This is a genomic window from Saccharopolyspora griseoalba (assembly GCF_042665275.1).
GTDB classification, from domain to species: Bacteria; Actinomycetota; Actinomycetes; order Mycobacteriales; family Pseudonocardiaceae; genus Saccharopolyspora; species Saccharopolyspora griseoalba.
Map to the genome: position 1 here is coordinate 221,429 of NZ_JBHTCJ010000005.1, position 24,245 is coordinate 245,673.

Consider the following 24,245-nt stretch of genomic DNA (forward strand, 5'->3'; position numbering starts at 1 on the left):
TCCGAAGTGGACGGGAGCGGGCTGGACGACACCGAGCGGGCGCTGCTGAGCGCGTGGCGCGTGCAGCAGCACCCGGATCCGGTGGAACGCGAGCTGCTGGAGCTGCACCGGCACTGGCAGCGGCACCCGGCCCGTCGCCCGCTGCTGGCCGCCGAGCTGCTCGACACCGGGGAGCTCGCCTCCCGGTTGCTCGGCGTGCTGCTGGGCAGCGCGGTCGGCGAGTTCGCCGTGCTGGGGCGAGTCGGCCAGCGCAGCACCGCGCTGCTGTTCGTGCTCGAAGGCCTGATCCGCGCGCACACCGCCGCGCGCAGCTCGGGCGCCGGTGACCCGGTGACCGCCGCCCTCGACGGGCTGCGCCGCTGGCTGCACACCCGGGGCGTCCCGTGGCGGGATTGCGGTTCCGCAGCGCCCGCCCCGAACGGCCCGCTGGTCGAAGCCCCGGAGCTGCGCAGCCGGTTCAGCGACGACCCCACCCCGCTGACCGCGCTGGCGAAGGTCACCGGCGGGCACCCGGTGGGCAGCAGGCAGCACCCGATCAACACCTCTGCGACGGCCACCTCGGTCCCGCTCGGCGCGGTGGCGGCGCTGTGGTCGGACGACCCCGGCGTGGTGCACGCCCTCGGCGGCGATCTGGCCGCGCTCACCCACGGGCACCCGCGCGGGCACCAGCCCGGCGGAGTGCTCGGCGTGGCGACGCTGTGGCTGCTGCGCGGCCACGACCTGGAAACCGCGCTGCGGCAGGGGATCTCCGGCTGGCAGGCGGCGCGCACCGAGCTCGGCGCAGCGGTGCGGCTGGGCAGGCTCAGCCCCGCCGGGTTCCGGCCCGGCCCCGCGCACCTGGCCCGCGCCGGGAGCAGCGGACTGGACTCGCTCGCGGTCGCCGCGCGGGTGGCGCTGGCCTGCCAGGACGACTTCGACTCCGCGATCACCTCCGCCGGCGTGCACGACGGCGACGCGGCGAGCTCCGCCGCCCTGTGCGGGCAGCTGATCGGCGCGCTGCGCGGCCCGACCGCGATCCCGGCCGAGTGGCTGGACCGGCTGCCGATCACCCCGCTGGTCGAGCGGCTGGCCACCGACGCGGCCCGCGAGTTCGGCCCGCACCCGGACGAGTCGGCGGCCTGGGAACGGCGCTACCCCGCCTCCGACGCGGTCGCCCCGGCCGCGGCGGGCACCGACTACCGCACCGGGTTGACCTCCGCGCCCCGCTCGGCGGCCGCGCGGGACCGGTTCCGCGGCGCGGTGCTCGGCGGCGCGATCGGGGAAGCGCTGGGCGCGCAGGTCGCGGCGGACAGCTGGGCGGAGATCCAGGACCGGCACGGCCCCGGCGGGCTCACCGACTACATCCCGGCGGGCTTCCCGTCCGGTCGGCTGGGCAGCGAGGCGCAGCTGCTGCTGTTCTGCGTGGAAGGGACCCTTCGCGCCAACATCGCCCGCCGCACCACCGGTCTCGACGACCCGATCCGGCACCTGCAGCACGCCTTCCAGCGCTGGCTGCACACCCAGCACCTGAGCTGGCCGCGCGCGGCGGGCGAGTTCCTGCGGGAGACCCCGGAGCCCGACGGCTGGCTGGTCGGGCAGCGCGCGCTGTTCCAGACCCGCAACCCGGGCCGCACGATGATGCGCACCTTGATCGCCTTCGCCAAGGGTCAGCGCCCGATGGGCACCCCGGCCGCGCCGGCCAGCGACTCGGCCGACAGCGGCGCGCTCCTGCGCGCCGCACCGGCGGCGCTGTGGAGCGACGACCCGGCCGAGGTCTTCGACCTGGGCACCAGGGCCGCCGCGCTCACCCACGGCGACCCCACCGCGCTGCTGGCCGCGGGGACGCTGGGCTACCTGGTCTCGCGGCTGATGCTCGGCGAGGACCCGCCCGAGGCGGTCGCCGGCGCGCTGGAGCAGATCGCGCCGCACCGCGGGCAGCAGGAGCTGTCCCGCAGGCTCGGCGCTGCGCTGCGGTCGTCCGCCGACCGGCTCGACCCCGAATCGCTGGTCCGCGAGCTCGGCACCGGCGCCTCCGCGGCCGAGGCCCTGGCCATCGGGACCTGCGCGGTGCTGGCCACCGACGCCGACTTCGACGCCGCGCTGCCGCTGGCGGCCAACCACTCGGGCAACAGCGCCGCCACCGCGGCGGTGGCCGGGGTGCTCAGCGGTGCGGCGCGGGGAGCCGAGGCGATCCCGGAGCGCTGGATCACCCAGCTCGAACTGCACGCCGAGATCGACGAGCTCGCCCGGGACGCCCTCCGCGAGTTCGGCCCGCAACCGCCGGACTGGGGCGAGCGGTACCCGGCGACCTGATCTCCCGCTTTGCCGGGGCGCCTCGGGTCGTTAACGTCTGGCGCATGGACGAACTCGTGCACCTCGACCTGGCCGACGGGGTCGGGACGATCACCCTGGACTCCCCGCACAACCGCAACGCGCTGTCCGCCCAGCTGCGGCGGGAGCTCAAGGAACGCCTGGACTCCGCGATCGCCGACGACGCGGTGCGGGTGATCGTCCTGGCGCACACCGGCAAGGTGTTCTGCGCCGGGATGGACCTCAAGGAGTCCCGCTCGGCCGATGCCGACGCGCAGGGGGTCAACGAGTTCCCCGCGCTGCTGGAGCAGATCTGGAACAGCCCGAAGCCGGTGGTGGCCAAGCTCGCCGGACCCGCGCGGGCGGGCGGGGTCGGCCTGGTGGCCGCCTGCGACATCGCGGTGGCCGCCGAGGAGGCCACCTTCGCGTTCTCCGAGGTGCGCATCGGGGTCGTGCCCGCGGTCATCTCGGTGACCGTGCTGCCCCGCATCGACGCCCGCAGCGCGCACGAGCTGTTCCTCACCGGCGAGACCTTCGACGGGAGTCGGGCCGCCGAGATCGGCCTGATCAACTCCGCGGTGCCGGCCGAGCAATTGGACGCCGAGGTCCAGCGCTACACCGACATGCTCGCGCTGGGCGGCCCGGGCGCTCTGGCCGCGACCAAGCGGATGCTGACCGCGCGGCCCGCGGCGGGCATGTCCGAGGCCTTCGCCGAGATGCTGGAGCTCTCCGCCCAGCACTTCGCGGGGACCGAGGGCCAGGAGGGCATGCGCGCCTTCGCCGAGAAGCGCAAACCGTCCTGGGTGCCCGATTCGCTGCGATGACCGGCTGTTGATGGCCACCCGTTGCGAGCCGCTCGCGGCGGGTGGCGCCCGGCGTCACTCCTCGGTCAGGACGGCCTGGAAGGTGCGCCCGCACATCGGGCGTTCGGCGGCGTCGCGGAGGACCGCGTTGATGCCGTTGAACGCCCGCGGGTCGTGCTCGGCGAGGTTCTGGAAGCCCGACCAGACCAGCACGTGCTCGCCCTCGGGCAGCCAGGACAGGTCGGTCAGGCAGTCGAACAGCGCGTCGAGGTTGCGCCCCGCCCACTCCGGGAAGTCCAGCACCGCTGCGATGCCGTCCAGCGTGGTGCGCTTGCTGTCCAGGTCCGCCCCGTCGAGCACGTGCACGATGGCGCCGCGCTGCTCGGCCTCGGCGACCACCTGAGCGGTCGTGCGATCGCAGGGAGGCTGCTCACTCACCGGCCGTTCCCTCCGCAACCTCAGCTTCGTGGCGATCATGGTGCTCAACCCGCGGTGTCGACGACGACGAACGACTCGTAGTGGTCATTGGTGTAGTACACCTCGTGCTGGCTGCCGGTGACCAGCCTGCGCGCTCCCCGATCCCGCTCGCCGGGGGTCGGCACCGTGTACTCGTGGTAGTAGCCGCGCTTCTCCGCGGGCAGCTCGCCCTCGTAGTTCCCGAACACCGAGCCGTCCTTGCCGGGGTACGGGAACGGGCCGCCTCGCTCGATCAGGTCCCAGGTCTTGCCCGCCTCCGCGGGGAGGCCGGAGAGCTCCTCGACCGGCAGGCCCGACTCGGCGGCACCGGGAACCGACCCGGAGCTCTGCGACTCGGCGAAGATGTCCTGGCCGAACCACCCCAGCACCACCAGGGCGACCAGCCCGACCAGCGCCGAGGAAATGCGCTTGCGCGAACTCACGCCGTCCGTCCCCTCTCGCCGCGTCCCCCGGCGGCATCGCGCCCGCGGGTGAACCTGGCCGCGAGGACGTCGAGCGCGCGGTCGACGCCTCGCGCCACGCCCCAGCTCAGCGGCACCAGCACCGCGAACACCAGGGCGACCTGCAGCGGGTAGGCCAGCTGCACGAGCCACAGCTCGACGCCGTCGTACCACGAGACCAGCATCTCCAACACAAACGAGCAGGGTACGCCCGCCCGACCGCCCCCGGCTCACCACCCGCCCCAACCACTCCCCTCCCGATTGGGAGCCAATTCCGGGAGCGGAACCACCTCCCCATCCGCCCGCGAAGTTCGAGGGTTTTCTGAGGTTTTACCCGGTTGGGGGAAGGGGTTGCGGTGCGTTGGGAGGCGGGAGCGAGCGCGGGAGGGAGCGGGGCGCCGGAGGCGTGGGTTGGTCGGGTCGGGTGGGCCGGGGTTCGGGCGTGGAGCGGGGTCGGGGCGGGTTCAGGGGGTGGAGTGGGTTCGGATGCTCTTGATGATGGCGCCGAAGTCCTGGTCGCCGCCGCCCTCCTCGTTGAAGCGGGCGTAGAGCTCGGTGGCGAGCTTGCCGATCTCGGTGTCGGTGCCGCTCTGCTCGGCGGCGGACAGCGCCAGCTTGAGGTCCTTGAGCATCAGGGCCGAGGCGAAGCCGGGCTCGTAGTCGTGGTTGGCCCGGCTGGTCTCCACCAGGTCCGGCACCGGGCAGTTCGTGGTCAGCGCCCAGCACTGGCCGGTCGAGATCGAGGCCACGTCGTAGAGCGCCTGGTGGGACAGCCCCAACCGCTCGCCGAGCACGAAGGCCTCGCCCACCGCGATCATCGAGGCGCCCAGGATGAGGTTGTTGCACATCTTGGTGACCTGCCCGTGCCCGGCCCCGCCGCAGTGGATGACCTTGCGCGCGGCGGGTTCGAGCAGGCCCTCGGCCCACTGGAAGTCGGTCTCCGAGCCGCCGACCATGAAGGTCAGCGTGCCCGCCTCGGCACCGGCCGTGCCGCCGGAGACCGGGGCGTCGATGGAGCCGAAGCCGGCCTCCTCGGCGCGCTGGTGGGCCGCGCGGGCGTCGGCGACGTCAGCGGTCGAGGAGTCGATCAGCAGCGCACCCGGCGTGGCGGCGGGCAGGATCTCGTCGTAGGCCGTCAGCACGTGCTTGCCGCTGGGCAGCATGGTGATCACCGCTTCGGCTCCGGCGACCGCCTCGGCGATCGAGGACACCGTGGTCACACCGCGCTTGGCCGCGTCCTCCAGCGCAGCCGGGGCGAGATCGAAGCCGCGCACGGTGTGCCCGCCCTTGACGAGGTTCGCCGACATCGGACCGCCCATGTGGCCCAGCCCGATGAAACCGATGACAGCCATTGTCACAACCTTTCTGCGCTGGAACTTCCGTCAAGGGCGCCGGGGCTCAGCCGAAGATGACCGGCTCGTCCGGGCCCGGTTCGAAGAACTTCTGCACCCGAGATTCGTCCACTTCGGACAGCTCGGCGGGCGACCACTGCGGGTTGCGGTCCTTGTCGACCAGGGTGGCCCGCACGCCCTCCACGAAGTCGCCGATGCGCACGCAGGCCATCGCCAGCCGGTACTCCTGGACCAGCGCCTGCTCCAGGGAGTCGTACCCGCTGCGCAGCGCGCGCAGCGTGACCTTCAGCGCGGTCGGCGACTTGGCCTCGATCGCCGTCGCCGCGTCCTGCGCGGCCTGCTCGGGCCGCTCGCGCAGCCTGCGCAGGACCTCCGCGACGTCGTCGGACGAGTAGGCGGCGTCGATCCACTCGCGCTGCGCGGCCAGCGGGGCCTCCGGGGCCGGGGCGGCGAAGGACTTGAGCACGTCGTCGACCTCGCCGGTGGCCAGCGCCTCGACCAGCTCGGGCAACCGGTCGCTGGTGACGTAGTGGTCGGCGATGCCGCACTGCAGCGCGTCCGCGCCGCCGACCGCACCTCCGGTGAGCGCCAGGTGGGTGCCCAGCTCACCGGGGGCGCGCGACATCAGGTAGGTGCCGCCGACGTCGGGGATGAACCCGATGCCGACCTCGGGCATGCCGACCTTGGAGCGCTCGGTGACCACCCGGTGCGAGCCGTGCGCGGTGATGCCCACGCCGCCGCCCATGCAGATGCCGTCCATGATGCCCACGACGGGCTTCGGGTAGTTCGCCAGCGCCGAGTTGAGCCGGTACTCCTCGATCCAGAAGGTGCTCGGCAACGACTCGTCCCCGGCCTTGACCGCGTCGTGCAGCGCCCGGACGTCACCGCCGGCGCACAGCCCCTTCTCCCCGGCGCCGTCGATGAGGACCGCGCGGATGTGCCGGGCGTCCCGCCACTGCTCGATCGCCTCGGTCATCTCGCGAACCATCTGCAGGGTCAGCGAGTTGAGCGCCTTCGGGCGGTTGAGCGTGATGCGTCCGAGCGATCCGCTCTCGCGGACCAGGATCTCGGGTTCGGTCATTGCGAACTCCTACGAGCGTTCTTCCGAAGTGGCCGGGCCACTCGGTCTTCCGGTGACCACCCCCGCGCCGCGGCGCGGAGCATCGCGGAGCGCTGCTCAGGCCGCCAGCAGACCGCGCGAGATGATCAGCCGCATGATTTCGTTGGTGCCTTCCAGGATCTGATGCACCCGCAGGTCGCGGACGATCTTCTCCAGGCCGTACTCGGCAAGGTATCCGTATCCGCCGTGGATCTGAAGCGCCTCGTTGGCCACGTCGAAGCCGGTGTCGGTGGCCAGCCGCTTGGCCATCGCGCACAGCCTGGTCGCGTCCGGGCTGCCGGTGTCCAGCGCCCAGGCCGCGCGCCACAGCATCAGCCGCGCGGCCTCCAGGTCGGTGGCCATGTCGGCGAGCTTGAACTGCAGCGCCTGGAACTCGCCCAGCTTGGAGCCGAAGGCGCTGCGCTCGCGCACGTAGCCGAGGGACTTGTCCAGCGCCGCCTGCGCACCCCCGAGAGAGCAGGCGGCGATGGACAGCCTCCCGCCGTCGAGCCCGGCCATGGCGATCCGGAAGCCGATGCCCTCCTCGCCGAGCCGCTGATCGGCGGGCACCCGCACCCCGTCGAAGATCACCTGCCTGGTGGGCTGGGCGTTCCAGCCCATCTTGTGCTCGTTGGCGCCGAACGACAGGCCCTCGGCCCCGGCCTCCACGACGAAGGTGGAGATGCCCTTGTGCCCGGGTTCGCCGGTGCGGGCCATCACCACGTAGACGTCCGAGCTGCCGCCCCCGGAGATGAACTGCTTGACCCCGGTGAGCACGTAGTCGTCGCCGTCGCGGACCGCGCGGGTCTGCAGCGCGGCGGCGTCCGACCCGGCACCGGGCTCCGTGAGGCAGTAGCTGGCCAGCAGCTCCATCGTGGACAGCTTCGGCAACCAGCGCGCCCGCTGCGCGCCGGTGCCGAACCGGTCGATCATCCCCGCGCACATGTTGTGGATGGAGATGTAGGCGGCGATCGACGGGTCGCCACCGGCCAGCGCCTCGAAGATGAGCACCGAGTCGAACCTGCTCAGCCCGCTGCCGCCCACCGACTCGTCGACGTAGACGCCGCCGATGCCCATCTCGCCCGCGGCGCGCAGCACCTCCACCGGGAAGTGCTTGGCCTGGTCCCACTCCACCGCGTGGGGCGCGAGCTGGTCGTCGGCGAACTCGCGCGCGGCCTGCCGGAGCGCGCGCTGGTCGTCGGTCAGGTCGAACGGCGAGGCGGGAACCGCTGCAACGGACACGTCCGCTCCTCGGGAGTCGTGGGGCCGGGATCGCCGGCCCGCGGCGGTCAGTGCATGGTCGGGATCGTGAAGCTGGCGCCTTCCTTGAGCCCGGAGGGCCAGCGCGAGGTGACCGTCTTGGTCTTGGTGTAGAAGCGGATCGAGTCGGGACCGTGCTGGTTGAGGTCGCCGTATCCGGACCGCTTCCAGCCGCCGAAGGTGTGGTAGGCGATCGGCACCGGGATCGGCACGTTGACCCCGACCATCCCGGTGTTGACCCGGGAGACGAACTCGCGGGCGGCATCGCCGTCGCGGGTGAAGATCGCCACCCCGTTGCCGTACTCGTTCTCGGTGGGCAGCCGCAGCGCCTCCTCGTAGTCGGCGGCGCGCACCACCGACAGCACCGGGCCGAAGATCTCCTCGCGGTAGACCCGCATGTCCGGGGTGACGCGGTCGAACAGCGAGGCGCCCAGGAAGAAACCGTCCTCGTGGCCCTCCATCCGGAAGTCGCGACCGTCGACGAGCAGCTGCGCGCCCTCGTCGACGCCGACCCCGATCAGGTCGTGCACCCGCTGCCGGGCCTGGCCGGTCACCAGCGGGCCGAAGTCGGCCTCCTCGTCGAAGCTGGTGCCGATCTTGAGGTTGTTGACCTTCTCCACCAGCTTGTCGACCAGCGCGTTCGCGGTCTCCTCGCCGACCGGCACGGCCACCGAGATCGCCATGCAGCGCTCCCCGGCCGAGCCGTAGCCCGCGCCGATCAGCGCGTCGGCGGCCTGGTCGATGTCCGCGTCGGGCATCACGATCAGGTGGTTCTTCGCGCCGCCGAAGCACTGGGCGCGCTTCCCCCTGGCCGCGGCGCCGGAGTAGATGTACTCGGCGATGTCGGAGGAGCCGACGAAACCGATCGCCTCCACGCGGGGCTCGTCGATCAGCGCGTCGACGGCGGCCTTGTCGCCGTTGACGACGTTGAAGACCCCGGGCGGACCGCCGGCTTCGATGAACATCTCGGCCAGCCGCAGCGGGACCGAGGGGTCGCGCTCGGAGGGCTTGAGCACGAACGCGTTGCCGCACGCGATGGCCGGGGCCGCCTTCCACAGCGGGATCATCGCCGGGAAGTTGAACGGGGTGATGCCGGCGACCACCCCGAGCGGCTGGCGCATCGAGTAGACGTCGATGCCGGTGCCGACGCCGGTGCTGTACTCGCCCTTGAGCAGGTGCGGGATGCCGGTGGCGAACTCGACGACCTCCAGCCCGCGCTGCACGTCGCCCCTGGCGTCGGGCACCGTCTTGCCGTGCTCGGAGGCCAGCAGGCGGGCCAGCTCGTCCATCTCCTCGTTGCACAGCTGCAGGAAGCGCATCAGCACCCGGGCCCGCTGCTGGGGGTTCTTCGCCGCCCAGCCCTCCTGCGCCGCCGCGGCGTTGTCCACCGCCGCGGTGACCTCCGCGGGCGTGGCCAGCGGAACCCTGGCCTGGACCCGCCCGGTGTTGGGGTCGAACACGTCACCGTAGGAACCCGAGGTCCCCGGCACGCGCTTGCCGCCGATGAAGTGTTCCAGCTCGTTGGTCATCTCGCAACGCACCTTCCGCCGAACCGCGCCGTTCAATACTCGGAAGCCAAACTTTTGGTGGCCCAATCTTTGCCCGAACACACCCGTCCACGACAGGGTGCGTTGCATCACAGTATCGATTCCGAGGTGGCATGGCAGTTCGGCCTGAACCCATCCGCCCTCGGACGGGAGCTCAGGCCGAGCAGCTGGGCGTCACACCGCGGTCTTGGCCGCGACCTTCTCGCGCCACGGCTCGGGCAGGTCGGCCAGGCCGCCGGAGACGTGGCCGGCCAGGTCCGGGCGGTCGTGGAACTGCAGCGCGAAGACCTCGCCGACGGTCACGCCGTGCTCGGGGCGGGACAGCACCCGCACCTCGTCCCCGGCGCGCACCTCCCCGGAGCGCTCGACGGCGAAGTAGGTGCCGGTGCGGCCGTGCTCGGTGAACCGCTTGACCAGGCGCTGGACGTCCCAGAAGCCGGCGAACACGCGGCAGGGCTGGCGCGGCCCGGTCACCCGGAGCACCGCGTCGCCGACGGCCCAGCGCTCCCCGATCACGGCATCGGTGCTCGCGCCGCCGGTCAGCGTCAGGTTCTCGCCCGCGTTGCCCGCCACCAGGTCCTTGCCCAGCTCGCCCGACCAGAAGTCGAGTTCCTCGGCGTCGAAGGCGTAGGCCGCCTGGAACCAGCGGCCGTGGTTGTCGGTGTCGCACACGGCGTCGCCGGACACCCCGGACTCGGTGAAGCGCACCGGCCCCGGGACCGGCCGCTTGTCGATGCCGGACCTGCCGACCCGCCCGGTCCACTCCGCGTTGGACACCACGGCCACGTTCACCGAAGACACCGCACCCACGCGGCCCAACCTACGCCACGGCCGCGCGTGCGCCCCAGGGATTTTCCCGCGGGTCACACCCCGCGCACGACGAAAGCGGGCGGGAACCCGACGCCATTGGGTTCCCGCCCGCTCCGCACCATTGCGATTTTTCCGACACCCCGCCACAGGGCCGCTGGTGCGATCGTGGGGTGACCTGGAGGTCACCGGTCCTTCAGTTGGATCAGTGGAACTGCGCGGTCTCGGTGGAGCCGGCCAGCGCCGTGGTCGAGGCGTTCGGGTCGATCGCGGTGCTGATCGAGTCGAAGTAGCCGGTGCCGGCCTCGCGCTGGTGGCGAGTCGCGGTGTAGCCCCGGTCCTCCGAGCCGAACTCCTTCTCCTGCAGCTCGACGTAGGCGGTCATGCCGTCCTGCGCGTAGCCCTTGGCCAGGTCGAACATGCTGTAGTTCAGCGCGTGGAAGCCCGCCAGGGTGATGAACTGGAACTTGAAGCCCATGTGGCCGAGCTCGCGCTGGAACTTGGCGATGGTGCTGTCGTCCAGGTTCTTCTTCCAGTTGAACGACGGCGAGCAGTTGTAGGCCAGCATCTGGTCCGGGTACTCGGCCTTGACCGCCTCGGCGAACTTGCGGGCCATCTCCAGGTCCGGCGTGCCGGTCTCCATCCAGATCAGGTCCGCGTGCGGGGCGTAGGCCTTGGCGCGAGCGATGCAGGGCTCGATGCCGTTGCGGACCTTGTAGAAGCCCTCCGCGGTGCGCTCACCGGTGATGAACGGCTTGTCGCGGTCGTCGACGTCGCTGGTCAGCAGCGTCGCGGCCTCGGCGTCGGTGCGGGCGATGACCAGCGACGGCGTGCCGGCGACGTCCGCGGCCAGGCGAGCGGCGTTGAGCGTCTTGACGTGCTGCTGGGTGGGGATCAGCACCTTGCCGCCCAGGTGACCGCACTTCTTCTCGGAGGCCAGCTGGTCCTCCCAGTGCACGCCCGCGGCACCGGCGGAGATCATGCCGCGCATCAGCTCGTAGGCGTTGAGCACGCCGCCGAAGCCGGCCTCGGCGTCGGCCACGATCGGGGCGAGCCAGTGGATGTCCTCGTTCTCGACGGACTCGGTCCCCGGGTCCAGCGCCTCGGCCCAGTTGATCTGGTCGGCGCGCTTGAGGGCGTTGTTGATCCGGCGCACGACCTGCGGGACCGAGTTGGCCGGGTACAGCGACTGGTCGGGGTAGGTCTCGCCGGCCAGGTTGGCGTCGGCGGCGACCTGCCAGCCGGACAGGTAGATGGCCTTGAGGCCGGCGCGGACCTGCTGCACGGCCTGGTTACCGGTCAGGGCACCCAGCGAGTTGATGTAGTCGGTCTCGTGCAGCAGCTTCCACAGCCGCTCGGCACCCTGACGGGCGAGGGTGTACTCCTCCTGCACGGAACCGCGGAGCCGGATGACGTCCTCAGCGGTGTGGGTGCGCTCGATGCCCTTCCACCGGGGATCGGTGTCCCACTCGCGCTGCAGCTCCTCGGCGGCCTTCTTCGCCTGCTCACGGATGCTCATTTGTTTCCCCCTCCGGGATCGCTGGCGGCCTGTTGGGATCAACTGTGCACCCTCACAAGCGAAACAGGGGGAGATTTTCGAGGTAATTTTTCGCATTTTTCTGCTAAGCTCAACGCCATGACGGAGTTCGCCAGCGAAGAAGACCGTAGTTTTTCTACGGAACATGACCTTCTGGTCTTCGGTCAGCGCCTGCGGCACTTGCGCCGCGCCGCCGGGCTGACCCTCGTGGAGCTCGGCGAGCGCGTCGGGAGAGCGCCGTCACAGCTGTCGCTGCTGGAGAACGGGCACCGGGAGCCCAAGCTGTCCCTGCTGCGCTCGCTGGCCGAAGCGCTGGGAACCACGGTGGACGAGCTGCTGTCGAAGAAGGCGCCGAACCGCCGCGCCGAGCTGGAGATCGCGGTGGAGAAGGCCCAGCTCGACCCGGTCTACCAGCGGCTCTCGCTACCACCGCTGAAGGTCGGCAAGCGGCTGCCCACCGAGGCCCTCGAACACGTGCTCGCGCTCTACGAGGAGCTCAAGCGCCGGGAGACCAAGCAGGTCGCCACCCCGGAGGAGGCCCGCAAGGCCAACGCCGAGCTGCGCTGGACCATGCGGGAGACCGGCAACTACTTCCCGGAGATCGAGCGGGAGGCCGGCAAGCTGCTGGAGCGGGTCGGCTACCACGGGGGTCCGCTGTCCGAGGGCATGATCCAGTCCATCGCCACCCACCTGGGCTACGGCCTGCGGTTCGTCACCGACCTGCCGCGCTCGGTGCGCTCGGTGACCGACCTGAAGAACAACCGGATCTTCCTGCGGCGGGAATCGCTGGGCATGCACAGCCCGCGCACGATCCTGCTGCAGACCCTGGGGCACCTGACGCTGGGCCACAGCCAACCGCGCGACTTCGCCGACTTCCTGCGCCAGCGGGTGGAGGCCAACTACTTCGCGGCGGCGGTGCTGGTCCCGGAGAAGACCGCGGTGCCGTTCCTGCAGGACGCCAAGGCCGAGCGGGACCTGGCCGTGGAGGACCTGCGCGACGTGTTCTCGGTGTCCTACGAGATGGCCGCGCACCGGTTCACCAACCTGGCCACCCGGTACTTGGACCTGGTCTGCCACTTCGTGCGCAACGACGAGACCGGCATCATCCACAAGGCCTACGAGAACGACGGCCTGGTCTTCCCGACCGACCCGACCGGCGCGATCGAGGGCCAGCGGATGTGCCGGTACTGGGCGGGTCGGCAGGTCTTCGCCTCCCCCGACCGGTACTCGACCTACTACCAGTACACCGACAAGCCGGGCGCCACGCACTGGTGCGTCGCGCACGTCGACCCGAGCCGCGGGCGGGACTTCGCGATCACGCTGGGCGTGCCCTACACCGAGTCGCGCTGGTTCCGGGGCCGCGACACCAACAACCACTCCAAGTCCGGCTGCCCCAACGGCGAGTGCTGCCAGCGCCCGCCCGCCGAGCTGGCCAACCGCTGGGAGGGCATGGTCTGGCCGTCGGCCCGGGCCCACTCGCACGTGCTGGCCGCCCTGCCCGCAGACACCTTCCCCGGTGTCGACGAGGCCGACGTCTACGCCTTCGTCGAGGCCCACCAGGCCTGAGCCCGAAGCCTTTTGATGAGAGGAGTCCCCGGCCGCTGCCGGGGACTCCTCTCATCAAGAGGGGAAGCCGCGCTCAGCGCCGGCGCTCGACGACCTTCTCGACCATCTCGACGAACTGGGCCGCGGCGGGCGAGAGCGGACCGGGGCGCCAGAAGAGCACGCCGCGGCGCACCACGCGCGGCCGCAGCGGCAGCACCACCGCACCCCGCGCGGCCGCGTCGCGAGCCAGCGACCGGGGCAGCAACGTCGCTCCCGCCCCGGCCATGACCAGCGGGACGATCATCGCCTGGTGCGCGGTCTCCACGGCGAACACCGGCGGATTCCCCGGCGTGCCGACGGTGTCCTCGATGACCGCGCGGGTCGCGGTCCCCGGCGGGGTGGCGATCCAGTCCATCGTGGACAGCTCGGCGGTGCTCAGCCGCTGCTGCCCCGGAGCCGAACCCGGCGGCAGCACGGCGAAGATCTCGTGCCCGCGCAGCACCACGCTCTCCAGCTCGCCCACGGGCTGCTCGGCGTCGACCAGGCCCAGCTCGCACTCACCGGCCCGCACCGCCGAGGTCACGTCGGTGCCCAGCTCGGGGTCGGCCACCCGCACCGCCACGTCCGGGTGCTCGCGGAGGAAGGCCCCGGTGAGCTCGGCCAGCGGGTCCACCGCGAGCGTGGTCTGCGCGACCACGTCCAAGCGCCCGGCCGAGAGCCCCAGCACCTGGCGCACCGAGGCCGAGGCGGTGCTCAGGTCGCGCATGACCTGCCGGGCCGGTTCGACCAGCGCATCGCCCGCCGAGGTGAGCGTCACGCCGTGCGGGATGCGGTGGAAGACCTTGCCGCCCAGCTCCTTCTCCAGGTTGCGGACGGCGTGCGAGAGGGACGGCTGCGAGATGTGCAGCGCCTGCGCGGCCGCCGTGAAGCTGCCGTGCTCGACGATCGCCAGGAAGTACTCCAGCTCACGCCGCTCCATCCGACCCTCCGCTCACGACGAACCCCGCCCGCCTGGCATACACCAGACGGGCGGGATCCTGCCAATCAGGCCGTCGCCGGCGGCGGGCGCCCCGCCCGAGGCGGGGCGCCTCGAGGCCACCGGCGCGCGGGTTCACTCGTGCGCGGTGCGGAAGGCCTCCTGGGCCTCCGCGTCGGACCACTGGTCGTCGTCCAGATCGACCCGGACCTGCTTGAGCCTGCCGGTGAAGGCGTTGTCCACCGGGGCGTAGTCGTCGGTGACCGGGCTGGCCCGGTCGCAGCCGACGTCGAAGGTCTCGTCGAAGGCGAAGTAGTACGGGATCGTCTGGTCCACCCGGACCGACCCGGACTCGACGCCGTCGACGTGCAGGGTGGCCGTGCCGCCCTTGCCGACGCCGCCGCCGTCGTAGTCGAACCGCAACCGGACTTCGTGCGCCCCCGCGGCCAGCGGCTCGGCCGCGCGGACGGTGTCGACCTTGATGCCCATCTCGTTGTAGGCGTAGGCGGGCCTGCCCTCGTGCAGGTACAGCGACCAGCCGCCGAACCGGCCGCCCTGGGCCACCAGCACGCCCTCGGCGCCGCCCTCGGGCACCTCGACCTGCGCGGTCAGGGTGTGCGAGCGGTTCTTGACGTTGGGCGCGGTCTCCTCGGTGAGCCGCTTGGCGTTGCCGTGGAAGGTCACCGAGCTGCGGTCGCCCATCAGGTCCAGCCGGCCGGCCTCTCGGGGGTTCTCCCGCTCGGTCATCCGGTCGTCCAGCGGGAACACGTCGTGCTTGGCCGCCTCGACCAGGAACAGCTGCTGCAGCTCGCGCAGCTTCTCCGGGTGCTGGTCGGAGATGTCGTGGGCCTGGGTCCAGTCGACGTTGGTGTCGTAGAGCTCCCACTCGTCGTCGTCGAAGGAGCGCCGCCGGCCGTCCTGGACCATCTCCCACGGCGTGCCGTGGCGGGTGACCGCCATCCAGCCGTCCTGGTAGATGCCGCGGTTGCCGACCATCTCGAAGTACTGCACGCGGTGCTGGTCGGGCGCCTGGGCGTCGTTGAAGCTGTAGAGCATGCTGGTGCCCTCGATGGGCTGCTGCGGGATGCCGTTGACCTCGGTCGGGTGCGGCAGCCCGGCGGCTTCCAGCGCGGTCGGCAGCACGTCGATGACGTGGTGGAACTGCTCGCGCAGCCCGCCGCTCTCCTGGATTCCGCTCGGCCAGTGCACGATCATGCCGTCGCGGGTCCCGCCGAAGTGCGAGGCGACCTGCTTGGTCCACTGGAAGGGCGTGTTCATCGCCAACGCCCAGCCGACCGGGTAGTGCGCGTGCGTGGTGGCGTCGCCCAGCGCCTCGTCGTGCTGGTTGATCAGCTCGGCGCTGTCCGGGATGCCGGAGGCGAAGCGGTGCTCGTTGAGCGTGCCGCCCAGGCCGCCCTCGGCGGAGGCGCCGTTGTCGCCCAGGATGTAGACGAACAGGGTGTTGTCCAGCTCGCCCATCTCGTCGAGGGCGTCGACGAACCGGCCGACCTGGTCGTCGGTGTGCTCGGCGAAGCCCGCGTAGAGCTCCATCAGGGAGGCCGCGGAGCGCTTCTCGGCCTCGGAGAGCTCGTCCCAGTGCGGCACGCCCTCGGCCCACGGCGCCAGCTCGGCGTCCTGCGGGACCACGCCGAGCTCCTTCTGCCGCTGCAGGGTGATCTCGCGCTGGCGGTCCCAGCCGTGGTCGAAGGCGCCCCGGTACTTCTCCCGGTACTCCTTGGGCACGTGGTACGGCGCGTGGGTGGCGCCGAAGGGCATGTAGACGAAGAACGGGTTGTCCGGCTTGAGCGCGGTCTGGTCGCGCACCCAGTCGATGGCGTTGTCCACCATGTCCTCGGACAGGTGGTAGCCGTCCTCGGGCTTGCGGCCCGGCTCGACCGGGTTGGTGCCGTCGAACAGCACCGGGTACCAGTGGTTCATCTCGGCGCACAGGAAGCCGTAGAACTTGTCGAAGCCCTCGCCGGTGGGCCAGCGGTCGAACGGACCGGCCGCGCTGACGTCCCGGGCCGGGGTCTGGTGCCACTTGCCGAAGGCGGCGGTGTTGTAGCCGTTGCCCTGGAGGATCTGACCGATGGTGGCCGCGCTCTGCGGCCGGATGCCGCAGTAGCCGGGAGCGGCGCTGGACATCTCGGTGGTCACGCCCATGCCGACCGAGTGGTGGTTGCGACCGGTCAGCAGCGACTGCCGGGTCGGCGAGCAGATCGCGGTGACGTGGAACCGGTTGTAGCGCAGGCCGCCGTCGGCCAGCCGGTCCGCGGTGGGCATGTTGCAGGGACCGCCGAACGCGCTGGGCGCGCCGAAGCCCATGTCATCGATGAGCACCACGACCACGTTCGGAGCGCCCTGCGGCGGGCGCAGCGGTTGCCGCGGCTGGAACGCCGGGCTCTGTTCGCGCGCGTCGAGCGCGGTTGCCGACGGCTGCTGCTGATCCGGGATCGGCAGCCGCTCGCGGGATGGTTCCACCAACAACCTCCAGGCATCATCGGACGCACCACGATTGGTGGCGCAGGCGATGAGAACGTCGAAACTGCTCCGCAAAACCGAAGCACCGCAATGTCTTTGCGCGCCACGCAGCCTATCGGCCAGCGACCACCGCACAAGCCGACCGACGCCCCAACGGCGCGACGCACCTCACAGATCGGCCGGATATCCCCAGTTCACCGAGCAACCAGACCGGTTCTCGATCCTCCCCATAGACCCGCTCTATGACCCCGGTGCCCTCGCAGTTTGGCCGGAAACTACGCCCCCTGGGAGCGTAGTTTCCGGCCAAACTGCGAGGTGCCCGAGCGGACGACGCCGAGGGTTACTTCTTGCCCTTGGGCTTGTCCTCCTTGGCGTCGCCGTCGGTGGACAGCGCCGCGACGAAGGCCTCCTGCGGGACCTCGACCCGCCCGATGGTCTTCATCTTCTTCTTGCCTTCCTTCTGCTTCTCCAGCAGCTTGCGCTTCCGGCTGATGTCACCGCCGTAGCACTTGGCGAGCACGTCCTTGCGGATGGCGCGGATGGTCTCGCGCGCGATGATGCGCGAACCGATGGCCGCCTGGACCGGGACCTCGAACTGCTGGCGCGGGATGAGCTCGCGCAGCTTGGTGGCCATCTTGGTGCCGTAGGCGTAGGCGCCGTCGCGGTGCACGATCGCGCTGAACGCGTCGACCGGCTCGCCCTGCAGCAGGATGTCCACCTTGACCAGGTTCGACGCCTGCGTCCCGGACTCCTCGTAGTCCATCGAGGCGTAGCCGCGGGTGCGGGACTTGAGCTGGTCGAAGAAGTCGAAGACGATCTCGCCGAGCGGCAGCGTGTAGCGCAGCTCGACGCGGTCCTCGGAGAGGTAGTCCATGCCGCCGAGCTGGCCCCGCCTGCCCTGGCATAGCTCCATGATCGCGCCGACGAACTCCGAGGGGGCGATCACGGTGCACTTGGCGACGGGCTCGCTGACCTCCTTGATCTTGCCCTCGGGCCAGTCGGAGGGGTTGGTCACCACGAGCTCGGTGCCGTCCTCCAGCTCCACCTCGTAGACCACGTTCGGCGCGGTGGAGATCAGGTTCAGGTTGAACTCGCGCTCCAGCCGGGCGCGGGTGATCTCCAGGTGCAGCAGGCCGAGGAAGCCGCAGCGGAACCCGAAGCCCAGCGCTCCCGAGGTCTCCGGCTCGTAGGTCAGCGCGGCGTCGTTGAGCTGCAGCTTGTCCAGGGCCTCGCGCAGCAGCGGGTAGTCGCTGCCGTCGACCGGGTAGAGCCCGGAGTAGACCATCGGCTTGGGCTCGCGGTAGCCGGGCAGCGGTTCCTCGGCGCCCTTCTTCTCCGCGGTGACGGTGTCGCCGACCTTGGACTGGCGGACGTCCTTCACACCGGTGATCAGGTAGCCGACCTCGCCGACGCCGAGCCCCTCGGAGGGCTTGGGCTCCGGCGAGATGATGCCGACCTCGAGCAGCTCGTGGGTGGCGCCGGTGGACATCATCCGGATCCGCTGCCGCGGGGTGATCTTGCCGTCGACCACCCGGATGTAGGTGACCACGCCGCGGTAGGTGTCGTAGACCGAGTCGAAGATCATCGCGCGGGCGGGCGAGTCCGCATCGCCCTCGGGCGCGGGCACGTCGTTGACCACGGCGTCGAGCACCTTGTCCACGCCCTCGCCGGTCTTGGCCGACACGCGCAGCACGTCCTCCGGCTCGCAACCGATGAGGTGGGCGAGCTCGTTGGCGTACTTGTCCGGCTCCGCGGCGGGCAGGTCGATCTTGTTGAGCACCGGGATGATCTGCAGGTCGTGCTCCATGGCGAGGTAGAGGTTCGCCAGGGTCTGCGCCTCGATGCCCTGCGCGGCGTCGATCAGCAGGATCGCGCCCTCGCAGGCGGCCAGCGACCGGCTGACCTCGTAGGTGAAGTCGACGTGCCCCGGGGTGTCGATCATGTGCAGCACGTGGTCCGCGCCGTCGACCGTCCACGGCAGCCGCACGTTCTGCGCCTTGATCGTGATGCCGCGCTCGCGCTCGATGTCCATCCGGTCGAGGTACTGGGCCCGGTAGGCGCGTTCCTCCAGCACACCGGTCAGCTGCAGCATCCGGTCGGCCAGCGTCGACTTGCCGTGGTCGATGTGGGCGATGATGCAGAAGTTCCGGATCCGCTCCGGCGGCGTGAACGTGGTGTCGGCGAAACTGCTCACTCAGTGTCCCTCGTGTGGGCGGCGTCCGTGTTGCGGTCGGCGGCGCCCGGCGACCGGGCGTTCGCTCCATGGTCCCACGTCGCCCGAAGTGCCCGGAGCCCAACTCCCGGTCACGGCGCCCCGGTCCCTCAGTCCCCTCGGGTGTCCCGGCGGATCGGGTGATCGGCGGGGACCTCCACGAGCACGATCCGCACGCCGTCCGGATCGGTGATCCAGGCCTCGTCCAGGCCCCACGGCTTGCGCTCCGGGGCCGCGAGGACGGTCACGCGCTCGGCCAGCCGGTCGAACTCGGCGCGCAGGTCCCTGACCTGCATCCACAGCACCTGGTCGGGGCTCGGGCCGTCCTCCCCCTCACCGGACACCTCCAGGAAGCCCTGACCCAGGAAGAACACCGTGCCGCCCGGGAACTCCCGCGAGACCGCCAGGCCGAGCACGTCGCGGTAGAAGCTCACCACCCGCTGGTGGTCGCGGGGGCGCAGGATCATCCGGCTGTTGAGCACCTCCATGGCGACCTTTCTACCGGCCGCCGGCGGCTGCCGCCCGGGTCGGCCGCCTCGGGCTCAGCCGAGGACCGTGATGCTGCGGCGGATCGGGCGCTCCTCGCTGCCGTCGACGAAGAGCTCGGGGGACTCGGCGCGGACCCGCTCGATGTCGTCGAAGACCGCGCGCAGGTGCGCGCGCAGGGCCTGCAGAGCGCCGTCGAGATCGCGGCGACGCAGTCCCTCGACGATCTCGCCGTGCTGGTCGATGAGCCCGGCCACCGGGCTGACGGTGCGCAGGCCGAGTCGGCGCGCCCGGTCGAGGTGGGCCTTGGCCTGCTCCACGGTGCGCCAGGCGTTGGCGTGCCCGCCGGTGGCCATCAGCCGCTGATGGAAGGCCTCGTCCAGCTCGAAGAAGCGCTCGGAGTCGTCGACGGCCTCGCGCTGCTGGTCCAGCAGGTCGTGCAGCTCGGCGACGTCCTGCTCGGTGCACCGCTCGACGGCGTCGGCCAGGGAGGCGACCTCGACGGCCTCCCGGACGAACTGCGCGTCGGCGATGCGCTGCGGGTCCACCCGCGCCACGAACGAGCCGAGCTTCGGGAACACCCGCACCAGGTCCTCGTCGGCGAGCAGCAGCAGGCTCTCCCGCACCGGCGTGCGGGAGACGTCCAGCTCGGCGGCCAGCTCGTTCTCCGAGAGCGGGTGACCGGGAGGCAGCTGGAGGGTGATGATGCGATGCCGGAGCTCGCGGTGCACCAGCACCCGGGCGGACGGTTTGCCTGCGCTCGCTGCCATGCGACCACCTTATCGACAGCGCTTGACCGGCTGGATCTCAGCACTTGTATGGTAGCGCTGGTATTCAAACACTGAGGAGGGTCGATGCCGACGGACCTCGACGCACGGGACCGGTCGGAGCGGACGCCGGGGAAATCTCTCGGCCGCACCGTCGCCGCATCGGTCATCGGCACCATCGCCGAGTACTACGACTTCTTCATCTACGGCACCGCCTCCGCGCTGGTGTTCAACGAGGTCTTCTTCCCCGACGTCGACCCGCTGGTGGGCACCCTGGCGGCGTTCTCCACCTACGCCGTGGGGTTCTTCGCGCGCCCGCTCGGCGGGCTGGTCTGGGGCCACGTCGGCGACCGGCTCGGCCGCAAGCGGACCCTGGTCTACACGCTGCTGCTGACCGGGTTGGGCACCTTCGTCGTCGGGCTGATGCCCACCTACGAGCAGATCGGCATCTGGGCCGCGGTGGTGCTGGTGCTGGTGCGGCTGATCCAGGGCTTCGGCGTCGGGGGCGAGCAGGGCGGAGCGCTGCTGCTCACCGCCGAGGCCGCACCACCGGGCAAGCGCGGCTTCTACGGCAGCTTCGTGCAGATGGGCTCGCCCGCGGCCTACCTGATCCCGACCGCGCTGTTCGCGGTGCTGGAGGCGCAGCTGTCCGACGAGGCGTTCCTGACCTGGGGCTGGCGAATCCCGTTCCTGCTCAGCGCCCTCGTCGTGGTGATCGGCCTCTACATCCGGCTGCGGGTGCCGGAGTCGGAGACCTTCCGCGCGGTCAAGGAGCAGCAGCGACCGCAGCAGGCCCCGCTGAAGGCGCTGCTGCGCGACCACCGGCGCGAGGTCGTCGGCGGCCTGCTGGCCAAGTTCGTGGAGGCCGCGGTGTTCCCGCTCTACACGATCTTCCTGGTCTCCTACGCCAAGCAGCACGGGGTGGACAGCGGCATCGTGCTGGACGCGGTGATCATCGCGATCGTCGCCGAGCTGATCATGCTGCCGCTGTGGGGCAGGCTCACCGACCGCATCGGCAGGCGCACCACGTTCGCCGGCGCCGCCGCGCTCAACCTGGTGCTCCTGGTGCCGGCGTTCCTGGCCGTCGAGACCGGCGACGTCGTGGTGATCACCGCGCTGATGGTCGCCGGGCTGGCGCTGGGGCACGCGGGCACCTACGCCCCGCAGGCGTCCTACTTCCCGGAGCTGTTCCCGTCGGCTTCCCGCTACAGCGGCGTCTCGGTGGTCTGGCAGTTCGGCGCCATGATCGCCAGCGGTCCGTTCACGGTCGTGGCCTCCGCGCTGCTGGTGCTCGCCGGCGGCGGCTTCGCCCTGGTCGCGGTCTACGTGGCGGCGCTGATCGGGCTGAGCCTGCTCGGGCTGCGGATGCTGCCGGAAACCGCGCCGAACCGCCGCGACGGCGAGTACGCCGACTGGCCGCGATACGAAACCCACTGAGAGCGAGGACGAATTGTCCAAGATCGTCGATGCGAAGGTCATCGTCACCGGCCCGGGCCGCAACTACGTGACGCTCAAGCTCACCACCGCCGACGGCGTGGTGGGCTGGGGCGACGCCACGCTCAACGGCCGGGAGCTGGCCGTGGCCGCCTACCTGCGCGACCACGTCTGCCCGCTGCTGCTCGGCCGCGACGCCAACCGCATCGAGGACACCTGGCAGTACCTGTACAAGGGCGCCTACTGGCGCCGCGGGCCGGTCACGATGACCTCGATCGCGGCGGTGGACATCGCGCTGTGGGACATCCTGGGCAAGGTGGCCGGGCTGCCGGTCTACCAGCTGCTCGGCGGCGCGGCCCGCGACGGCGTGCTCGCCTACTGCCACGCCACCGGCGAGGACGTCCCCTCGCTGCTCGACGACGTCGCCGCGCACCTCGAACGAGGCTTCCTGGCGGTGCGCGCGCAGGCGGCGGTGCCCGGGGTGGACAAGGCCTACGGCGTGCCGCCCCGAGGCGAGTTCTACGAACCCGCCTCGGGCGCGGTGCCCGAGGAGAGCCGCTGGGACACCGAGTCCTACCTGCGGCACGCTCCCGAGGTGCTCGGCGCGGTGCGCGAGCGGTTCGGCTTCGGCTTCCACCTGCTGCACGACGTGCACCACCGGCTGACCCCGATCGAGGCGGGAAGGCTCGGAAGGGACCTGGAACCGCACCGGATGTTCTGGATGGAGGACCCGGTCCCCGCCGAGGACCAGAGCGCCTTCCGGCTGATCCGGGAGCACACCACCACCCCGATCGCGGTCGGCGAGGTGTTCAACTCGATCTGGGACTGCCAGCAGCTGATCACCGAGCGGCTGATCGACTACATCCGCACCTCGGTCTCGCACGCGGGCGGGATCACCCACCTGCGCCGGATCTTCGCGCTGGCCGAGCTCTACGGGGTGCGCACCGGATCGCACGGGGCCGGGGACCTCTCGCCGGTGTCGCTGGCCGCGGCGCTGCACGTGGATCTCGCGGTGCCCAACCTGGGCGTCCAGGAGTACATGGGCCACACCCCGCAGACCGCGGAGGTCTTCCGCCCGAGCTACACCCTGGAGAACGGCTACCTGCACCCGGGCGACGCACCGGGTCTGGGGGTCGAGGTCGACGAGGAGGCCGCGGCGAAGTTCCCCTACGACCCCCGCTACCTCCCGGTCAACCGCCGCCGGGACGGCTCGATCCACGACTGGTGACCCCGCCCGCGAGCGGCGCGGTTCCGCCGAGGTGCTCCCGGGCGTGAAGCCCGCTGTTCCGAGCGGACCCGCGAACCGGCTGGCCGCGAAACGCGAAGAGGGCCCTTCCCGGCGGGGAAGGGCCCTCTCTCGGCGCTCGGCGTCAGAGCTTGTTGACGCGGGCGGCCATGGCCGACTTCTTGTTGGCGGCCTGGTTCTTGTGGATGACGCCCTTGCTGGCGGCCTTGTCCAGCGCGCGGGCCGCGGCCTGCTGCTGCTCGACGGCCTTGGCCTTGTCGCCGGTGGCAGCGGCCTCGCGGAACTTGCGGATGGAGGTCTTCAGCGAGGACTTCACGGCCTTGTTGCGCTGACGCGCGGCCTCGTTGGTGAGGATCCGCTTCGCCTTGGACTTGATGTTGGCCACTGCCTGCACCTTTCGTCGTAGGAACGCTCGTGCCGCGCTTCCATCGGCCCGGTCCCGAAGGACCGGTTTTCCTCCACGTCGGAAAGCCGCACGGCACGACGGACCATGCTAGCAACGCTCACCTGGGACTTCGCCGCCAGGTCGACGCGCGCGAGCGTGGTCACAGACGAGGACCCCGGACCGTTAGCGCGGCTTAGGGTTCCAGCTCGTGCTCACCGCCTTGAACTGGCCCGGATTCGCCGACCTGACCCTCGCCGGACTGCTGTTCCTGTGCGCGGCCGCGTTCCTCGCGGGCGCGGTGGACGCGATCGTCGGCGGAGGCGGGCTGATCCAGCTGCCCGCGATGATGATGCTGATGCCCGGCGGCGAGGTGATCTACTCGCTGGCCACCAACAAGGTCTCCTCCATCGCCGGCACGGCGGCGGCCGCGCGCACCTACGCCAGGCGCGCGCCGATGGACTGGCGCTCGGCGCTGCCGATGGCCGCGGTGGCGCTGCTGGGCTCGCTGGGCGGTGCGGCGCTGGCCGACGCGCTGCCCTCCTCGGTGCTCAACGTCGTGGTGCTGGTGGCGCTGGTGGCCGTGGGCCTCTACACCTGGCGCAAGCCCGGCCTGGGCTCGTCCGACGAGCCGCGGTTCGCCCGGCGGGTGCAGCTGCTGGTGATGCTGCTCGGCGGAGCGGTGATCGGGTTCTGGGACGGCATCGCCGGGCCCGGCACCGGCTCGTTCCTGGTGTTCTGGCTGGTGAGCCTGGTCGGCTTCGCCTTCGTCACGGCCTCTGCCACCGCCAAGGTGGTCAACGTGGCCACCAACGTCGGCGCCCTGATCTTCTTCGTGCCGGCGGGCAAGGTGCTGTGGGGCCTCGGGCTGGCGATGGCGGTCTGCAACGTCGCGGGCAGCGTCGGCGGCGCGGTGCTGGCGACCCGGCGCGGCTCCGGGTTCGTGCGCCGCATGTTCCTGACCGTGGTCACCGGCCTGGTCCTCAGCCTCGGCTGGAAGCTGGCCGTGGGCGCGTGATCGGCGGTACGGTCGTCGCGCCTGCGCCTGGGGTTCCGCCCGCGCTCCGGCGCTCGACCGACGACCAGGAGAGCGGGATCCGGTCCG

General features: G+C 71.3%; 21 protein-coding genes. 6 read left to right on the forward strand and 15 right to left on the reverse strand.

Features of this window, described 5'->3' with window-relative positions:
- Positions 1-6 precede the first annotated feature (6 nt).
- Both ACFQRI_RS12225 and ACFQRI_RS12230 read left to right on the forward strand, forming a co-directional pair.
- Positions 7-2,292 (forward strand): ADP-ribosylglycohydrolase family protein, encoded by a 2,286-nt coding sequence (locus tag ACFQRI_RS12225; protein ID WP_380667794.1) that lies wholly within the window; start codon positions 7-9, stop codon positions 2,290-2,292.
- A gap of 44 nt (positions 2,293-2,336) precedes the next feature.
- The gene (locus ACFQRI_RS12230; protein ID WP_380667796.1) at positions 2,337-3,113 is read left to right on the forward strand and encodes an enoyl-CoA hydratase-related protein; all 777 of its coding nucleotides are present in this window, start codon (positions 2,337-2,339) and stop codon (positions 3,111-3,113) included.
- A gap of 54 nt (positions 3,114-3,167) precedes the next feature.
- Here ACFQRI_RS12230 and ACFQRI_RS12235 read toward each other — a convergent pair whose 3' ends face one another.
- The 9 genes from ACFQRI_RS12235 to aceA all read right to left on the reverse strand — a co-directional run bounded on the left by ACFQRI_RS12235 (position 3,168) and on the right by aceA (position 11,593).
- Positions 3,168-3,530: a barstar family protein gene (locus tag ACFQRI_RS12235; protein WP_380667798.1), complete on the reverse strand. Its 363-nt coding sequence runs from the start codon at positions 3,528-3,530 to the stop codon at positions 3,168-3,170.
- A 44-nt stretch (positions 3,531-3,574) separates the two neighbouring features.
- The gene (locus tag ACFQRI_RS12240) at positions 3,575-3,991 is read right to left on the reverse strand and encodes a guanyl-specific ribonuclease (RefSeq protein ID WP_380667800.1); all 417 of its coding nucleotides are present in this window, start codon (positions 3,989-3,991) and stop codon (positions 3,575-3,577) included.
- Positions 3,988-4,194: a hypothetical protein gene (locus ACFQRI_RS12245; protein WP_380668063.1), complete on the reverse strand. Its 207-nt coding sequence runs from the start codon at positions 4,192-4,194 to the stop codon at positions 3,988-3,990. The genes ACFQRI_RS12240 and ACFQRI_RS12245 overlap by 4 nt, the downstream gene beginning before the upstream one ends.
- A gap of 279 nt (positions 4,195-4,473) precedes the next feature.
- Complete coding sequence (gene mmsB / locus ACFQRI_RS12250; RefSeq protein ID WP_380667802.1) at positions 4,474-5,361, reverse strand: 3-hydroxyisobutyrate dehydrogenase; 888 nt, start codon at positions 5,359-5,361, stop codon at positions 4,474-4,476.
- 46 nt (positions 5,362-5,407) lie between these two features.
- Positions 5,408-6,442: an enoyl-CoA hydratase/isomerase family protein gene (locus ACFQRI_RS12255; protein ID WP_380667804.1), complete on the reverse strand. Its 1,035-nt coding sequence runs from the start codon at positions 6,440-6,442 to the stop codon at positions 5,408-5,410.
- A 96-nt stretch (positions 6,443-6,538) separates the two neighbouring features.
- Positions 6,539-7,702 (reverse strand): isobutyryl-CoA dehydrogenase, encoded by a 1,164-nt coding sequence (locus tag ACFQRI_RS12260; RefSeq protein WP_380667806.1) that lies wholly within the window; start codon positions 7,700-7,702, stop codon positions 6,539-6,541.
- Positions 7,703-7,749: 47 nt separating this feature from the next.
- Positions 7,750-9,249 carry a CoA-acylating methylmalonate-semialdehyde dehydrogenase gene (locus tag ACFQRI_RS12265; protein ID WP_380667808.1) on the reverse strand — a complete coding sequence of 500 codons (1,500 nt, stop codon included), beginning with the start codon at positions 9,247-9,249 and terminating at the stop codon, positions 7,750-7,752.
- A 192-nt stretch (positions 9,250-9,441) separates the two neighbouring features.
- Positions 9,442-10,077: an MOSC domain-containing protein gene (locus tag ACFQRI_RS12270; RefSeq protein ID WP_380667810.1), complete on the reverse strand. Its 636-nt coding sequence runs from the start codon at positions 10,075-10,077 to the stop codon at positions 9,442-9,444.
- Positions 10,078-10,279: 202 nt separating this feature from the next.
- On the reverse strand, positions 10,280-11,593 hold the full coding sequence (gene aceA / locus ACFQRI_RS12275) for an isocitrate lyase (protein ID WP_380667812.1): 1,314 nt from the start codon (positions 11,591-11,593) through the stop codon (positions 10,280-10,282).
- Positions 11,594-11,710: 117 nt separating this feature from the next.
- Here aceA and ACFQRI_RS12280 point away from each other — a divergent pair, with 117 nt between their 5' ends.
- Entirely contained in the window at positions 11,711-13,177 is a 1,467-nt protein-coding gene (locus ACFQRI_RS12280; protein WP_380667814.1) for a helix-turn-helix domain-containing protein, read from the forward strand.
- Between the two features lie 73 nt (positions 13,178-13,250).
- Here ACFQRI_RS12280 and ACFQRI_RS12285 read toward each other — a convergent pair whose 3' ends face one another.
- From ACFQRI_RS12285 to ACFQRI_RS12305, 5 genes are all read right to left on the reverse strand, one after another.
- Positions 13,251-14,135, reverse strand: coding sequence for a LysR family transcriptional regulator (locus tag ACFQRI_RS12285; RefSeq protein WP_380667816.1), 885 nt, complete (start codon positions 14,133-14,135; stop codon positions 13,251-13,253).
- A 132-nt stretch (positions 14,136-14,267) separates the two neighbouring features.
- Entirely contained in the window at positions 14,268-16,613 is a 2,346-nt protein-coding gene (locus ACFQRI_RS12290; RefSeq protein ID WP_380667818.1) for an arylsulfatase, read from the reverse strand.
- A gap of 340 nt (positions 16,614-16,953) precedes the next feature.
- Positions 16,954-18,807 carry a translation elongation factor 4 gene (lepA, locus tag ACFQRI_RS12295; protein WP_380667820.1) on the reverse strand — a complete coding sequence of 618 codons (1,854 nt, stop codon included), beginning with the start codon at positions 18,805-18,807 and terminating at the stop codon, positions 16,954-16,956.
- 128 nt (positions 18,808-18,935) lie between these two features.
- A complete protein-coding gene (locus ACFQRI_RS12300; RefSeq protein WP_380667822.1) occupies positions 18,936-19,313 on the reverse strand; it encodes a VOC family protein in 378 nt (125 codons plus the stop codon).
- A gap of 54 nt (positions 19,314-19,367) precedes the next feature.
- On the reverse strand, positions 19,368-20,081 hold the full coding sequence (locus tag ACFQRI_RS12305; RefSeq protein ID WP_380667824.1) for a GntR family transcriptional regulator: 714 nt from the start codon (positions 20,079-20,081) through the stop codon (positions 19,368-19,370).
- Between the two features lie 84 nt (positions 20,082-20,165).
- Between ACFQRI_RS12305 and ACFQRI_RS12310 the strand changes: the two genes are divergently transcribed.
- On the forward strand, positions 20,166-21,515 hold the full coding sequence (locus ACFQRI_RS12310) for an MFS transporter (protein ID WP_380667826.1): 1,350 nt from the start codon (positions 20,166-20,168) through the stop codon (positions 21,513-21,515).
- A 13-nt stretch (positions 21,516-21,528) separates the two neighbouring features.
- Positions 21,529-22,740 carry a D-mannonate dehydratase ManD gene (gene manD, locus ACFQRI_RS12315; RefSeq protein WP_380667828.1) on the forward strand — a complete coding sequence of 404 codons (1,212 nt, stop codon included), beginning with the start codon at positions 21,529-21,531 and terminating at the stop codon, positions 22,738-22,740.
- 142 nt (positions 22,741-22,882) lie between these two features.
- Here the strand turns inward: manD and rpsT are convergent, their stop codons facing one another.
- Complete coding sequence (gene rpsT, locus ACFQRI_RS12320; RefSeq protein WP_380667830.1) at positions 22,883-23,143, reverse strand: 30S ribosomal protein S20; 261 nt, start codon at positions 23,141-23,143, stop codon at positions 22,883-22,885.
- A gap of 208 nt (positions 23,144-23,351) precedes the next feature.
- Between rpsT and ACFQRI_RS12325 the strand changes: the two genes are divergently transcribed.
- Positions 23,352-24,158, forward strand: coding sequence for a TSUP family transporter (locus tag ACFQRI_RS12325; protein WP_380667832.1), 807 nt, complete (start codon positions 23,352-23,354; stop codon positions 24,156-24,158).
- The last annotated feature ends 87 nt before the right edge of the window (positions 24,159-24,245 follow it).